Annotated in this window: 8 protein-coding genes; 2 read left to right on the top strand and 6 right to left on the bottom strand. The window is 44.1% G+C overall.

The window, feature by feature from the left end; all coding sequences use genetic code 11:
• Window positions 1-363 precede the first annotated feature (363 nt).
• The gene (locus DSL64_RS05290) at window positions 364-2199 is read right to left on the bottom strand and encodes a glycoside hydrolase family 15 protein (protein ID WP_115829627.1); all 1836 of its coding nucleotides are present in this window, start codon (window positions 2197-2199) and stop codon (window positions 364-366) included.
• 194 nt (window positions 2200-2393) lie between these two features.
• Between DSL64_RS05290 and DSL64_RS05285 the strand changes: the two genes are divergently transcribed.
• Complete coding sequence (locus tag DSL64_RS05285; protein WP_115829626.1) at window positions 2394-3236, top strand: glycerophosphodiester phosphodiesterase family protein; 843 nt, start codon at window positions 2394-2396, stop codon at window positions 3234-3236.
• 73 nt (window positions 3237-3309) lie between these two features.
• Here the strand turns inward: DSL64_RS05285 and DSL64_RS05280 are convergent, their stop codons facing one another.
• From DSL64_RS05280 to DSL64_RS05265, 4 genes are all read right to left on the bottom strand, one after another.
• Complete coding sequence (locus DSL64_RS05280; protein WP_158547881.1) at window positions 3310-4791, bottom strand: RagB/SusD family nutrient uptake outer membrane protein; 1482 nt, start codon at window positions 4789-4791, stop codon at window positions 3310-3312.
• Window positions 4792-4822: 31 nt separating this feature from the next.
• Window positions 4823-8263, bottom strand: coding sequence for a TonB-dependent receptor (locus DSL64_RS05275; RefSeq protein WP_115829624.1), 3441 nt, complete (start codon window positions 8261-8263; stop codon window positions 4823-4825).
• A gap of 208 nt (window positions 8264-8471) precedes the next feature.
• On the bottom strand, window positions 8472-9659 hold the full coding sequence (locus DSL64_RS05270; protein WP_115829623.1) for a FecR family protein: 1188 nt from the start codon (window positions 9657-9659) through the stop codon (window positions 8472-8474).
• Window positions 9660-9754: 95 nt separating this feature from the next.
• Window positions 9755-10339: an RNA polymerase sigma factor gene (locus DSL64_RS05265; RefSeq protein WP_115829622.1), complete on the bottom strand. Its 585-nt coding sequence runs from the start codon at window positions 10337-10339 to the stop codon at window positions 9755-9757.
• A gap of 244 nt (window positions 10340-10583) precedes the next feature.
• Between DSL64_RS05265 and DSL64_RS05260 the strand changes: the two genes are divergently transcribed.
• Entirely contained in the window at window positions 10584-11003 is a 420-nt protein-coding gene (locus DSL64_RS05260) for a response regulator (RefSeq protein WP_115829621.1), read from the top strand.
• Window positions 11004-11027: 24 nt separating this feature from the next.
• On the opposite strand, the gene DSL64_RS05255 is transcribed toward DSL64_RS05260, so the two are convergent.
• A complete protein-coding gene (locus DSL64_RS05255; protein WP_115829620.1) occupies window positions 11028-14945 on the bottom strand; it encodes a response regulator in 3918 nt (1305 codons plus the stop codon).
• Window positions 14946-15036: the final 91 nt, after the last annotated feature.

Here is a 15036-nt window from a genome sequence, read left to right as displayed (position 1 = left end):
ACCGGAATTAAATCAAACATATTTCTTATTTTTTTCAAATATTTTTTTAACAGAATTTTAATGTCTTTTTTCTATTAAAGTCTCTAAATGTATCGTAAAGGTATCCTGAGGTAACAAAACCGGGAAAAATGAGCTTGTAACCGATATTTGCAATATAGAATACTAGTCGCAGAGGGTACCTTGTAACTATTCTTGTAGAATACTGGAAATAGTACAATTGTGCTTTTGCGCAGCAATAATGCGGTTTTTTTGAACGCTTATTAATAAACGTTATTTGCCCGGCGAACTTGGTTTGGTTTCTCACGGGGCTATGTTCAATGGGGCAGTTCCCTGCACATTAACAATGCAGGGAACTGCCTGCTATTACCTGTTTACCTTTCTGGTTAATTGCTTATCCAGTTCAAGCGCCGCGCTGATCAGTCCCAGATGCGTAAATGCCTGCGGAAAATTACCCAGGTGTTCACCTTTCTTACTGATTTGTTCAGCAAAAAGACCAAGGTGGTTGCTATAACCGATCATTTTAGCGAAGTTTTCAACTGCTTCCTCAATGCGTCCGGCTTTTGCCAGGCATTCGATATACCAGAATGAGCACATGGTAAATGTTCCTTCTTCCCCTTGCAGGCCGTCTATTCCTGATTCGTCATTGTCGTATCTGTAAACCAATACATCGAGTCTGAGATGCTTATTTACAGCTTCCAGCGTGGCTTCCCACCGAGGTTCATTTGGAACTATAAAATGAACAAGTGGCATCAATAACACGCTGGCATCAATGGTATCCGAAACCTTGTCGCCGTTTTTGAATTGTACCCAGCTGCTGAGTTCTTCATTCCAGAAATTGTGGTAAATATCATGATAGATTTCATCTCTCACCTTTATCCATTCTGTTTGAGGAAAAGGAAACGAGCGGTCCTGTCCGATCTTGATGGCTCTGTCCATCGCGACCCAGCACATGAGCCGTGAATGGAGAAATTCCTGTTCCTGGTTGCGGATCTCCCAGATGCCGTGGTCGGGCTCCTGCCATTTTTCCATCACAATTTTGACCTCCTTACAGATGATTTGCCATAAGTCGTAAGTAATCGGCTTGTGGTATTTGTTAAAGATGTAAATCGTGTCGAGAAGTTCACCGTAAATATCAAGTTGGAGTTGGTTGTTGGCTTCGTTACCGATTCGTACGGGAGCAGATTTCTTATAGCCCTCAAAATGCTCCAGGATTTGCTCTTCCATGTCCGAGCTGCCGTCGACCTTGTACAAGAGGTGAAGATCTCTGTTTTGATCCTGTTCAATAATCCATTTCAGGAAGTCTTCCGATTCCTGAGTAAAACCCAGCTTCAGAAATGCATACATGGTAAATGCGGCGTCGCGAATCCAGGTATAACGATAATCCCAGTTACGGTCACCGCCCAGCTCCTCGGGAAGTCCGAAAGTGGCAGCCGCTACTACGGAGCCATATTGAGAGGAGGTGAGGAGTTTTAATGTAATCGCTGACCGGAGCACAATTTCTTTCCAACGTCCTTTGTAGGTACACTGATTGCTCCACCTTCGCCAGTATTCAATTGTTTCAAAATAAGTATGCTCTTCATAAAAGGAAAGCTCCTTAAAGTGTTTTTCATAACCTTCGTCAACGCACTCAAGAACGACCACAGTTTTTTCAGATTCCTGCAATTCAAATTCAGCGTAAGCATCCTGATCTCGGATTTCCAGAGGAAATTCAGCCTGTAAACGAAGCAGGGTTTTGTTGTTTTCATCGGAGCTGAAAAGAAGCGCATTATCATTATTTTTCGTGCTATGAGATTGTCGCCCGTAGTCGAACCTGGGCTGCATTTTCAGGATGAATCTGATTGTTCCCCTCACCGCCTTCACTTTCCTTACAACAGCGTTGTAGCTGTTGCAGGTTTCATCTCTGACGGGCATATAATCGGCTATTTCGGCAATACCTTCCTCAGAGAAATAGCGTGTGATCAGAACGGCCGTTTCAGGTAGGTAGAGCTGTTTGATCTGAACATTCTCCATTTGTGGTTCTATGGAAAAATAGCCGCCTTTCTGATGATCAAGGATTTTGGCAAAAATGCTTGGTGAGTCAAATGCCGGAAAGCACAAAAAGTCAATAGAGCCATCCATCCCGACAAGGGCTGCGGTTTTCATGTTCCCGATTACACCGTAATTTTCAATGGGTTGATAGTTGTCTGTGTTGATGTCCATGCTGTTTTAGTTAGTTGAGAAAAGTTCTGACGTCCCCGGTGGCTACGATAAAATCGTTCCTGACGGCGTAAATTGGTTGGAGATTGTTATCATTTCGTGAAAGAGAAGGGAATAATAGTCTGTTTCTCCGGACAGAAAGTAGAATTGGTATTCCCCGTCCAACATCACAGCGGGATTCATTTAATAAAAATTGTATGAGAAATTTGATCCTGTATCTTTCATTATTACTGACCATGCCGGCTGTTGCCCAGACACCGGTTTCACACATTCAGTCTGATTTTCTAAATCCCGCTTCAGGGAAAATATTGGTAGCGGCCCATAGAGCAGCCCACAAAAAACACCCTGAAAATTCAATTGCGGCTATTAAGGAGGCGATCAGACTGGGCGTGGATATCATTGAAATCGACGTAAAGGTCAGCAAAGATGGTATTCCCATGCTGATGCACGATGGCAAGGTAGACAGGACAACCAACGGGAAAGGTGATTTGGAAGAGCAGACTTATAAGGAGTTAAGAAAACTTCATTTGGTTCAGGATGGAAAGAAAACAGGGAAGGTAATTCCGACATTACGCGAAGCGCTGGAAGTTGCGAAAGGAAAAATAATGGTGGATCTGGACTTGAAAACCGACAGAATTGATGAAGTGATCGAAGTAGTGGAAAGTACCAAAACCGAAGATATCGTTTTCTTTTTTGACAGCGATTATCAGATTTTGTCAAAGGTAGATGCTGTCTCAAAGCAATTTATGCTTATGCCCAGAGCACACAACATAGCTATGGCTGATTCCGCTATTAAGTTGTTTAAACCGGAAGTGATTCATATCGACGACTCCTTCAATACACCGGAAGTATGCAAGTTGATCAAAAACAACCATGCAAGAATCTGGATCAATGCCTTAGGCAAACCTGACGAATTAATTCAGCAAGGAAACGTAAAGCAGGCGGTAGATGCGTTAATCACTAATGGTGCCAATGTTATCCAGACTGATGAGCCTGAAAAGATTCTGAAATATTTAAAGGAGAGCAAGCTGCACCGATGAGGTGCCTTGGAACATAAAAGTACCCATCTGCCATGATATTCATGAGCACATGGGTATTTTCATTTCTTCCTGATTACCTGTACAACGGATGCTGTTTCAGATTTGGATTGACGTCCAGTTCATCCTGAGGTACCGGAAATACATAACTTTTTGCCGTGGTAGGGAAAGAAGTGATTCTTTTCGTAATGGCATCCTGACGTTTCAGGTCAAAGAATGCATGCCCTTCCTCACAAAGTTCCCATGAACGTTCCTGTATGATAGCATCACGAAGCGTTGCCTTAGTCATAGAGCCCGGCGTAAGCAAAGCAAGCCCTGCGCGCTGTCGAACAATATTGATTCCTTTCACCGCTTCCGCACTTGGCCCTTTCGCTTCATTTTCTGCCTCTGAATGCATTAGCAATACATCAGAGTACCGTGTGATTGGCAGGTTGGTAGCGTAATCTCCGGTGCCGGTTGCCTTGTTGTCATCTGCATTGATCAGCTTATTGAAATGAGGCAGCGTAATGGTCTGAGGATAGGTGTATACCGTTCCATTACCACGGATGTCGGGGTAGGTGAGTACAAACGTTTTGCTACGACGTTGGTCGGTCGGGTCCATTGAGTCAATAAACTTTTTCTCTGCCACAAGTGAAGACCAGCCATCTAGCCTCAATTGATTTCCACTACGGATTCCGGTAAAAGTAGGAAAGTCCTTCCCAAGGCCCATTCCACTTTCAAGTTCCAGGCTGAAAACATATTCCTGCGCATGTTCATTGGCAAGTGTGAACACATTGTCGTAGCTCGCATGCAAACCATAACCATAAGCTGTATTATTGATGATCTTGTTGGCTTCTTCGGCAGCCAGTGCCCAGCTTTCGGTCTTGTTCCATGGTTTTCCTGCCTGTGTCAGATACGCCTTGGCGAGCATGGTCTGCGCTGCACCCGCTGTTGCTCTTCCGATATTGGCTCCTGTATTTTTGGGTGGCAAAACCGAAAGTGCAAATTTGAAGTCATCAATGATCAGACTCCAAACCTGGTCGTCGGTACCTTCATTGGTCGGATAAAGCTCGTTTGTATTCTGCTCTGTTACATAAGGTACGTGATCAAAGAAGCGTACAAGTGTCAAGTAAGCCAGACCTCGTAGAAAACGGGTTTCTGCCAGGATCTGATCTTTTTTTGCAGGACTGCTATAGGTTATACCGTCGGCATATTGCAGCACAGTATTCGCCCGGTTCACCATTCTGAACAGGCCACTCCATATCGTTTTGAATCCGGTTGAGCTGGGTGTCCAAGTATACTGATCCAGTTCTGTACGCCATGCCTCTCCGGAGCTGTTTGGCCAGGACGATTCGCCCGGATATTCGGCAGCAAGCCAAACTTGTCTTCCCCAGCAATCGCCGCTGTGCATGGCATTATAGACAGCTGTTAGCCCGGCCTGTATATCAGCTTCAGATTTATAAAAGTTAATCGGAGTCAGTGAATCGAATACTTTCTCTTCAAGAAAACTTTCATGACATCCCAATAAGCTCGTAACAAAGAGTGCTGAGCTAATCCATATTTTGAAATTCTTTTTCATCTTCTTCCAGTTTAATGTCATTTACATCAGATCAAAAACCAACATTCACCCCCACCATGAAGGTGCGAGCAGCAGGATAGGCGTTGTAGTCTACACCAAGCTGCAGGTTGCTGTTTCCGGGAGAGTTTACTTCCGGGTCAAATCCTGAGTATTTGGTGAAAGTCAGCAGGTTCAAACCGGACACATACACGCGGCAGGACTTGATGCCCTTTGTTGGCGTGAAAGTGTAACCCAGTGAAGCTGTTTTTACACGTAGGAATGAGCCGTCTTCAATCAGCCAGGATGATTGCAAAAGCAAAGGATCCACTGTAGTGCGGGCGCGGGGAATGTCGGTGTTGGTATTCGTTGGTGTCCAGCGGTCTAGTATTTCCCTGCGCTGATTTCCCCATGGACCCGATACATTACTTTCAGCTCTTTGCACGTTCAAAATGTCGTTGCCATAAGTTCCCTGCATGTAAACAGACAGATCAAACCCTTTGTAAGAGAAGTTGTTTGACCAGCCGAAAATAAAGTCAGGGTTGGGATCACCCACGATCATACGGTCCTCTGCCAGGTTGATAGAACCATTTCCATTGCGGTCCACGAAACGTGCGTCACCAAGTCTGGTACTGCTGCTCGAACGAGGCCCCTGATCAAGTTGCTGCTGATTCTGGAATACGCCGTCATATTGAAGCAAGTTCCAGACACCCACAGGCAACCCGGGTGCAAGCCAGCTTCCGTTGATTTTCAAGTGGCCGGAAATCTCGCTTTGTGTCGTAGGCGTATACCCCGGAATAGCCAAAACCTTGTTACGGTTCATCGACCAGTTAACCTGGGTATTCCATTTGAAATCTTTATCGAAAACGGCTCCACCCAAACTCAATTCAAGCCCTTTGTTCTGCAGACTTCCCACATTTCTGAAAATAGAGCCGAAACCGGATGTAAGTGGAACACTGATGTTCCATAGCAAATCGGTTGTTTTCTTGTAGTAGTAATCCGCAACGAAGTTCAGGCGATTGCCGAACAGGTCAAGATCGATACCAAAGTCAGTTGTGGCAGTTGTTTCCCAGCGTAAATCGGGATTGGCAATGTTGTTTGGCGCCAAACCAGATACCAATGATCCGTTCAAATCATAATTGTAGACACTTAAACGAGCCAGAGAGCGGTAGTTGTCAATATTCTGATTCCCGGTTTTACCATAGCTGGCGCGGATTTTCAGATTACTGATTGCGTCTATGTTCTGAATAAATGATTCTTCAGAAATTTTGTAACCCACTGCCACCGATGGAAAGAATGCCCACTTGTTATTCGCTCCGAATTTGGAGCTTCCATCCGAGCGGCCGGTCAGAGAGATCAGATATTTGTTATCGAAGGTATAGTTGATTCTCCCCAGATAAGAAACCAGCTGACTTTGATTTTTTCGCGATGTAGGCGGTGCAAAAACGGCCCCCGCGCCAAGATTATCCGACTCATACATATCTGTCAGGAAATTGCTCGAAGATGTGCTGAAAGATTGATCACGATCCATTTGCCAGGTATAACCTGCCACCACATTGATCGAATGTTTATTGATCAGTTTGTTGTAGGTCAGAATGTTTTCGTTCAGGTAGGAGTTAGACCGGCGGTTTGCCTGTGTAGCCCGCCCGTTGGCATTGTAACCATTCACAGTCTGGCGGGGCTCATACATTTCGCGGTTGGCATTCGACATGTCCGTTCCGAAAGAAACTCTAAGAGACAGATCGCTGATGATGTTCCAGTTTAATGCCATTGTTCCCATGATCCTGTCTATATTCTGGAAATCTTTATTGAACTTGACGATCGGCACAGGGTTGTGTACGGTTGAACCACCCGGGGTAGGATTAAGCCTGGTGTAAGAGCCGTCCTGCTGAAAAATTGGTACTGTCGGAGGCATAATCAAGGCTGCATTCACCGTATTGGCATTGCCACCACCATCTCCTTCAGAACGGCCATTATTCCCCCACACTTTGCTGGTTGTCAGGTTTGTGGTGAACATCAGGTTTTTCGCCAGCTTCGTATCAATATTTGCTCTGAGTGAAACCCTCTTAAAATCAGAGCCTATCAATACCCCTTTCTGGTCGAAATAACTTCCTGATACAGCGATTTTTGTGATATCATTCCCACCGGAAATATTGATTGAATGGTTTTGAATCGCAGCCGAGCGAAATACTTCATCCTGGTAATCAACTCCTTCGCCCATTGTTGCAGGATCCGGGAAATTGTAAAGGTCATTTGGATTGGGGTAGACCGGGGTTGCGACTCCGTCATTGACGCGTGCTTCATTGACAAGCGCAGCAAATTCCCGCGCATTCATCATATCTAACTTTTTAATAACCTTCTGTACTCCGTAGTAACCATCATAGCTTACCGTGGTTTTTCCCGATTTGCCGCGTTTTGTCGTGATTAATACAACGCCGTTGGCTCCACGAGAACCATAAATGGCTGTAGCGGAAGCATCCTTCAGAATCTCCATGGACTCGATATCACCCGGTGCAATAGAGGCCAGTGGATTCTGACCTGCGCCGTTTGATCCGGATCCATTATCGCTCGCTGTGCCACCTGCCGTGATAGGATACCCATCCACTACATAAAGTGGCTCATTACCGCTACTCAGAGAGTTTCCACCACGAATACGGATAGATACACGGCCACCTGGTGCGGAGGATGCCTGCGTAACCTGCACTCCGGCAGCCCTTCCCTGGATAGCCTGGTCAAATGATGTGGTAGGTAATTTTTTCAGATCCTCGGATTTGATAGAAGAGATAGAACCGGTCAGGTCGCTCTTCTTTTGCGTACCGTATCCGACTACCACTACTTCTTCGAGTGCCTTGTCGTCTGTTTTCAGTATGATGTCCAGCGTCGTTTTATTCCCTGGCTGAACTTCCTGCGAAATATAGCCTACATATGAAAATACAAGTATAGGATCTGTTTCGGTCAGATCCAGTTGGTAAATTCCGGATATGTCGGTTGTCGCGCCCTTGGAAGTTCCTTTTACAATGATGTTTACACCAGGGAGCGCTTCACCTTTCTCATCCGTAACCTTTCCGGTGAGCTGCTGTACGGCTGGTAAGCTTTTCTGAGGAGCTACAACAGCTTCTTCTTTAGTTTTCTGCTCCTTTCTGATGACAATATTCTTGTTGAAAATCTTGTAGGACAAAGGCAGATTTTCCAATAGCTGATTCAGGGTCTGGTCTATCGTACCATTTTTGACATTGACCGACACTAGTCTGGATGATGGTAAATCCAGTTTATCGTAAAGAAACAAATATTCGGTTCGGCTCTCTATGGCCTTGAATGCAGCCTCTATAGAAATGTTACGCCGTTCCAGCGTAATTTTCTGGCTGTATCCTCTGGCGGCGACCTGCGACAACGTTGCTATCAGCAGTAGCGTTACGAGTTTCATAGTCTTTATCAAATTAGCAGCTGTGGTCAGCCGGTAGGGTTTTCCACGCCATTGTAAAAGGTTTATTTTCATATCTTTGAAAGATTTAGGTAAAAAATAGTCGCTTTTCCGACAAGAAAAGATTGTTTAGCCTGAGTTGATCCGGGGGAAATGTTCGCAGCATTTTCCCTTTTTTAGTTTCAGACCTTCCCCTTGATCAGGGTGGAGGGTTTGCATACCGTATCATGTGATTTGGGTCAGATTTGGATAAAAGTTTAACTATATAGTATATACGTATTTGTTAATTTGTAATGATTACTTTTTTGTTTTCAATTTTACAGTTTACACCCGCGTAGCTGAGCATGTTGAGCAATTCTGATATGTTCACATCCATGGAAACCTTCCCGGTGAACTGACGGAGCGGTATGCTGCCCTGGTACTCCACCTGTATGTCGTACCAGCGGGATGCTTTCTTCATCACCTGCTCAATACTTTCATCCCTGAAATAGAAAAGTCCCTTTTTCCAGGCAATCACTTCGTCCACATCCACATCGGCAGTTCTGATATTTCCATCGTTGCTTATGGCCGCCTGCTGACCGGGAACAAGTTTTTTTCTGTTGCTTTTACTTCCCAGTGAGACCGAGCCTTCGATCAATGTAGTTTTTGAAGAGGGCTCATCCTGATAGGCCGTAACATTAAAACTGGTGCCGAGTACTTCAATTTCGCTGTCGTGAAATTGTACCTTGAAAGGCCTGCGTTTATCTTTTTTTACCTCAAAATAGACTTCACCGGTAATGGCAACACTTCTTTCATTTTGAGCAAATGAAGCAGGAAAGCGGATTGAGGAATAAGAGTTGAGCCATACCTTACTGCCATCAGGAAGCGTAATCTGATATTGCCCTCCTTTGGGCGTAGAGAGCATATTGATCTGATTCGGATCCGCTGAAGCTCCACTAACCTGTGCATCGTACGTAAGCTGACCATCACTGTTTTTGCTGATCTTAGCGCTTCCCTGAGTTGCCAGTAACCCGTTGGAGGCACTGTCGAGCAGAATTGTTGAGCCGTCAGCCAGGGTAAGTGTAGCCCTGTTACCTCCCGGTTCCACATCGTTAGGTATCTCTTTGGCAGCAGCTGTCTTCTGTTGAATAATGTCTTTATCGTTGAATTTATAAAGAGCTCCCAGACCAAACAAAATCAGAATAGCCGCAGCTGCATATCTCCACCAGTACCATTTTCTCAAAGGAGAAATTGTTTCTTGCTCAGAGGTGTGTTCAATGATATTTCCGAAAATGGTTTCGCTTTCATTTCCGGAAAAAAATCCATGATTTTCAGCTGCATTTTCCCAGGCATATTTTAATATATCAGTGAGTTGCTGATCGCCCTGAGCCCTTCTAACCAGTAGCATCAGTTCATCTGTTTCTTCAGCAGATGCATCACCCGAATAGTACTTTTGAAAGAGGTAAGTCAGCCTGGTAGAAAATTCATGCATAATGCTAACATTTAATCCGGTTCGGTCTAAATAATGTTATTTATACTTAGGACAGAAAAAATGTTAAAAAAGGGGGTATTTAAATATGACTTTTTTTAAAATAAATTGGATATAAATAAAATAATACTGATTGTCAGTCTTTTACGAATGTAGCTCGAAATGGATTCGGTAGAGATCTGCAGATATTTTTTTACAGTTTCCTTTGAAAGACTCATGCGGTCGGCAATTTCCGCATATTGCAACCTTTCATGCCGGCTCATCAGATAAACCAGTTTTTGCTGTTGCGGAAGACGGTCAATAGCCTCGTCGACAAGTAAGTATCTCTCATTTTCTTCCTGATAATCTGCTGGTAACATTTCCTCGGTTACCTGCTCCAGATAGGTAGTGGCTGTTTGTCGGGCGGCTATCGTTTTCAGAGAGTTCAGCGCATGATTTTTTGAAATGACAAAAAGATAACTATCAAAATTGATTATCTCAGGGAGTGTAGCCTTATTATTCCAGATCTTTAAAAACACATCCTGAACCACTTCTTCAGCCAGTTCACGTGACTTTGTAATGTTGTAAATGTAGCTACCCAACTTATGGTGATAAAGATTAAACAGCTGCCGAAATGCACGCTGATCCCCCGCGGCAACCTGCCGCAGGACATCTTCATTACATGGCGGAGCTTTGTGTATCATACTCTTCGTAAAGTGGTTGACCTTAGAAATTTTCACGAACCTGCTTCGATATCAAAGCAAATGTAAAGCAATCTTACTGTTACTGACGAAATATTTATATTTTAACCTGATATAGTGGTGTTTTAATATTGGCAGAGCGCTAAAAAGAGCTGTCGTAGAAATTTGACACTTCTTGAACTTTTTATAGAATCTAAACGTACTTGTATTTGCGATATAAACTAAACTCCATTAACGAACCGAAATAATGAAACCAAAAAAGGATTTTCATGTACTGCTAGTCGAAGATGATATCGATGACCAGCAGTTGATAGAAGAAGCGTTTCAGGATTCGGATTTACCTGTGCATCTGGATTTTGCTACAGACGGACGCCAGGCGCTGGATATGCTTTCCAAAGCGGCTTACGCACCTGATCTGATATTATTGGATCTGAATATGCCAGTGATGAATGGGTTTGAAGTTCTGAGCCAATTGCAGTTACGCAATCTTTCTTCCCGTACTCCGGTTGTTATCCTGACAACTTCTTCTGACAAGGATCAGGTGAACCGCTCATATGATCTGGGCGCGAGCAGCTACATTGTGAAACCCAGGAAATATACTGACTTACAGGTAATGGCTAATAATTTGAGAAGCTACTGGTTTCAGACCGTTGTTCTGCCGACCTAGTACGTTACCGGTTTACAGTCAGGTTTATCCGTTCTGTTTTTCAGCATCCAGAAGCGTAATTACGTGCCTTGTTTCCTGCGTTAACCGCTCATAAATTTCCTGCATAATTAGTGTATCATAGCTGACGGAATGCTCCAGTTGGATAGCCACTCGGGCTATAACTGGTAGTCCGGCGGTAGCAGATGTGCCGTAAAGCTTGTGACCCACTCCCTTAATCATGGCAAGATCTTCTTTGTCAATGGCCATTTTCAGATTGTCTAATGAGTCTGTAAGCTCTGATTTGGTAAGATGAATAACTTCCGCAACAATTCCGTGATCATTACCAGCATATTTGATGAGCTGGTCACGATCAAAATGAATAGTTGCGTCATCCGTAGATGTCACATCTGAAGGGATTTCCGGGCTTTCGTATCCCAGCCAGTTACTCAGTGTAGCGCGAAGTACTTTTTCAATGATTGGTTTTGCAATAAAGTCATCCATTCCGGCTGCAAGGCATTTTTCTCTCTCCTCTTTAAGTGTTCCGGCAGTCAGGGCTACAATAGGAAGAGTTCCTTTGTTCATTAATCTGATCTGTCTTGTAGCTTCCAACCCGTTCATTTCCGGCATTTGCATATCCATTAATACCAGATCTGGCCAAACTTCTTTACAGGTATCAACAGCTTGCAGGCCATTAAGTGCTTTCAGCAGGGTGGCATTGGGTAAAATCCTTTTTACAATCGTTTGCGTGAGCAGCATGTTCACAGGATTATCTTCAACGATCAGAATCGTATATTGATTAGAATTAGCAGGCGGAGTCGCAAAGGTTTTTACTGGAAGGACAGGCTCAGATTTTATTGCATAAAGCTGCGACAATGCAGTATACAGGTCATGCGCTTTTATTGGTTTCAGCAATCTCTGGGATACGGCCAACGCTTCACTTTCAGATTTAACAGTTTCCTTATCAGAAGACGTCCACAATAGAATGATCGGTAGCCGATCGCTGCTACGACCTAGTAATTGCCTCATTTTTGTTATCGTTTCCAGACCATCCCAGTAGGGCATATGATAGTCTATCAGCGCTGCATCAAACTGTTTTCCTGAGGCGAGTTGCTGTATGGCTTCGTAGCCATTTTTTGCTTGTACTGACGCGATACCTTTCAACGACAGTATGTCAGAGATAATCCTGCGATTGCTCTGATTGTCATCGACGATCATGACATTTTTAATTTTATCCAGATTTTCATATTCAACCGGCTCAGCATTTGCGGCTTGCACTGTTATTTCAAAAAAGAAGTCGCTGCCTTTATCAGGGACACTTTCAAGTTGCAACTGACTGTCCATTAGCGAAAGCAATTGATTCGATATAGTCAGTCCGAGTCCTGTACCACCATATTTTTTAGTAGTGGAGCCATCTTCCTGTGAAAAGGCCTCAAAAATTTTACTCTGTTTATCAGGTTTGATCCCTATTCCGGTATCCCTGACACAGAAACGTAAGGTGGCGTAACTGTCGTTGCGGCTAATTGTTGTGATGCTGAGTTCTATTTCACCTTTTTCAGTAAACTTGGCGGCGTTAGTCAGTAAATTTGTAAGAATCTGCTTTAACCTGACTACGTCTACCCATATAAAATCCGGCAGCCCATCCGGAAGGTGCAGCAGCATTTCCAGTCCTTTATTTTGAACCTGATAAGAGACGATATCGGTGGTTTGTGTGCTGAGTTCGTAGAGGTTAATCCGCTCAATGTCCAGTTCCAGTTTGCCCGCTTCGATTTTAGAAAAATCCAGGATATCATTAATAATACTGAGCAAAGCATTCGCGGACTGATTCACTATCGTCAGGTATTGTTGCTGCGTGTCACTCAAATCTGTTTCCAGAACAAGATCTGTAAAACCGATTACCCCATTCAGGGGTGTTCTGATTTCATGACTCATATTGGCAAGAAATTCGGATTTCGCCATGCTGGCTTCTTCAGCGAGATTTTTCGCCGCCGTGAGCTGCTCGCGCTGCTGTATTGCTTCGGTAACGTCCTGGGTAAAAATCATTATCCCGCCAATACTTCCATCCAGCTGATACCAGGGCCGCATTTCCCATGCAACATAGTGTCGGTTTTCTTCACCGAGCAAAATAAATGAATCCTGATCGTTGCGTTCAACGGCTCCGGCAAGGATGCGCTGATGTCTTTGCTTGCCTTCAGCAGTAATATTGGGAAAAAGATCGTAATGCGATACACCAATCACTGGCTTATCGTGCAGTTGATAATCTTCGAGCCAGTTGTTGCTCGTCGCAATATACCGCATCTCAGTATCAAACATGGCTACTGATGCAGGGGCGTGCTGAACAAAAGCAGACAGAATTGCTTTTGATTTGAGTACTTCTATCTGCGTCTTTTTCTTATCATCTATATCCTGAAATGTTCCGTATAGCCGGTGGCAAATACCGTCTTTCCATTCCGTTTTTCCGATTGCTCTCACCCACAACTCATTGCCCTCTGCGTCCACAATCTGCAGCTCATGATTCCAGGGAATACCATGTTGTAATGCGTTATCAACGGCGATGGTAATCAAATCCCGGCTTTCGCCTTCTTTGTAAAAGTTAATGGCCGTATTAATATCCGGTTCAAAATCCGGACTGACCCTATGAATCTCTTTGGTAACAGAGGTCCAATACAGCTTTTGGTTCTCCAGATCAATCTGCCAGCCGCCAATCCTGGCCACCTGATTGGTTTCTTCAAGCATCTTCTTCGTCTGATACAGATTTGTTTCCATCTCAAACCGTTCTGTGATATCCACACCATTGGCGATCACGTACATTTCCCCATCCGCTGAAGTTTCCAGCGCATTGCTGAACATCCAGGTCTGGCGGAATCCTTCTTTATGAACCATAGTCACCTGTCCTTTTGCAGATCCTTCTGACTGTACCTGCTGCAGATAGGCGCTTAAAGCGAAATGTCTGCCTTTGGGAATGAGGTCATAGAGTGTTTTACCAATCAATTCCTCGGAGGTGTATCCAAGCATTTCTGCACCCGCCGGGTTGACAGACAAAAATTTGCCTTCGAGATCATGGGTACTCATCAGCCCCAGTGAATTTTCGAAGAAAGCGCGTAATCTGGATTCGCTGTCAGAAAGTTTGGATTCTTTAATAAGATCCTCTGTAAAATCTCTGCCGACAGCAAACAAATTCCCCGTACTTTTTTCCGGGGACGCAGTCCATTCTATACTCCTGTATGCTCCGGTGGAAGCGCGTATTCTGGCAACAAAGTTCTGAAGCTGAATGCCCTGGCGGATAAGTTTGATTTTATCCACTGTTGCGCTGAGATCGTCGGTATGCACCAGATCATAAAAGGAGGTTGTCGTCAACTGACTGGCGTCAATACCTGTCAGTTGTTGAAGTGCAGGGTTTATCTTTTTGAAATAGCCGTCTGTTCCCGAAATACAGATCAGGTCTGGTGACAGTTTGAAGAGATTCTCGAAGTTTTTTAACTCCTCTTTTTTTCTGCGTTCTACAATAAGTCCTATCACCTCCTGCGATAACAGTAACAATGCTTTTTTTTGTTTTTCGGTCAAATACCTTGGTACACGGTCAATTACACAAAGTGTTCCGAGATTGAACCCGGATGGGTCAGTAAGTGGGTATCCGGCATAAAATCGTATATGTGGTTCTCCCGTAACAAGTGGATTGTTGCTGAAACGTGCATCATTTTCAGTATCCTGCACTTCGAACAAGGTGTCTTGCATAATTGTATGCTGGCAAAAAGCAATCGTTCTGGGGGTTTCACCCAGCTGCAAACCTACTTTGGACTTAAACCACTGCCGTTTCTCATCCAGAAGTGTGACAAGTGCAATAGGCGTATCGCAAATGATAGATGCCAATTCTGTGATGCGATCAAATTCTTCTTCATTCAAAGAGTCTAATATCTGGTAATTTTCTAAAGCTTCAAGACGTCCTTTTTCGTTTTCGGGTTGCATGATTACAGTGTCTGTTAACTCAGTGAATTCCGGGATGGTTTTTTTCAGGCGAAGGCCAGCTTGAAATATGTAAAACTATTTCTATAAATTC

It is taken from the genome of Dyadobacter luteus (assembly GCF_003383615.1).
Lineage (GTDB): Bacteria > Bacteroidota > Bacteroidia > Cytophagales > Spirosomataceae > Dyadobacter > Dyadobacter luteus.
This window is presented reverse-complemented; position numbering and strand designations above follow the sequence as displayed.

Coding starts and splice junctions, on each gene's coding strand:
- DSL64_RS05290 (WP_115829627.1), bottom strand. CDS start 2,199: ATGGACATCAACACAGACAACTATCAACCCATTGAAAATTACGGTGTA.
- DSL64_RS05285 (WP_115829626.1), top strand. CDS start 2,394: ATGAGAAATTTGATCCTGTATCTTTCATTATTACTGACCATGCCGGCT.
- DSL64_RS05280 (WP_158547881.1), bottom strand. CDS start 4,791: ATGAAAAAGAATTTCAAAATATGGATTAGCTCAGCACTCTTTGTTACG.
- DSL64_RS05275 (WP_115829624.1), bottom strand. CDS start 8,263: ATGAAAATAAACCTTTTACAATGGCGTGGAAAACCCTACCGGCTGACC.
- DSL64_RS05270 (WP_115829623.1), bottom strand. CDS start 9,659: ATGCATGAATTTTCTACCAGGCTGACTTACCTCTTTCAAAAGTACTAT.
- DSL64_RS05265 (WP_115829622.1), bottom strand. CDS start 10,339: ATGATACACAAAGCTCCGCCATGTAATGAAGATGTCCTGCGGCAGGTT.
- DSL64_RS05260 (WP_115829621.1), top strand. CDS start 10,584: ATGAAACCAAAAAAGGATTTTCATGTACTGCTAGTCGAAGATGATATC.
- DSL64_RS05255 (WP_115829620.1), bottom strand. CDS start 14,945: ATGCAACCCGAAAACGAAAAAGGACGTCTTGAAGCTTTAGAAAATTAC.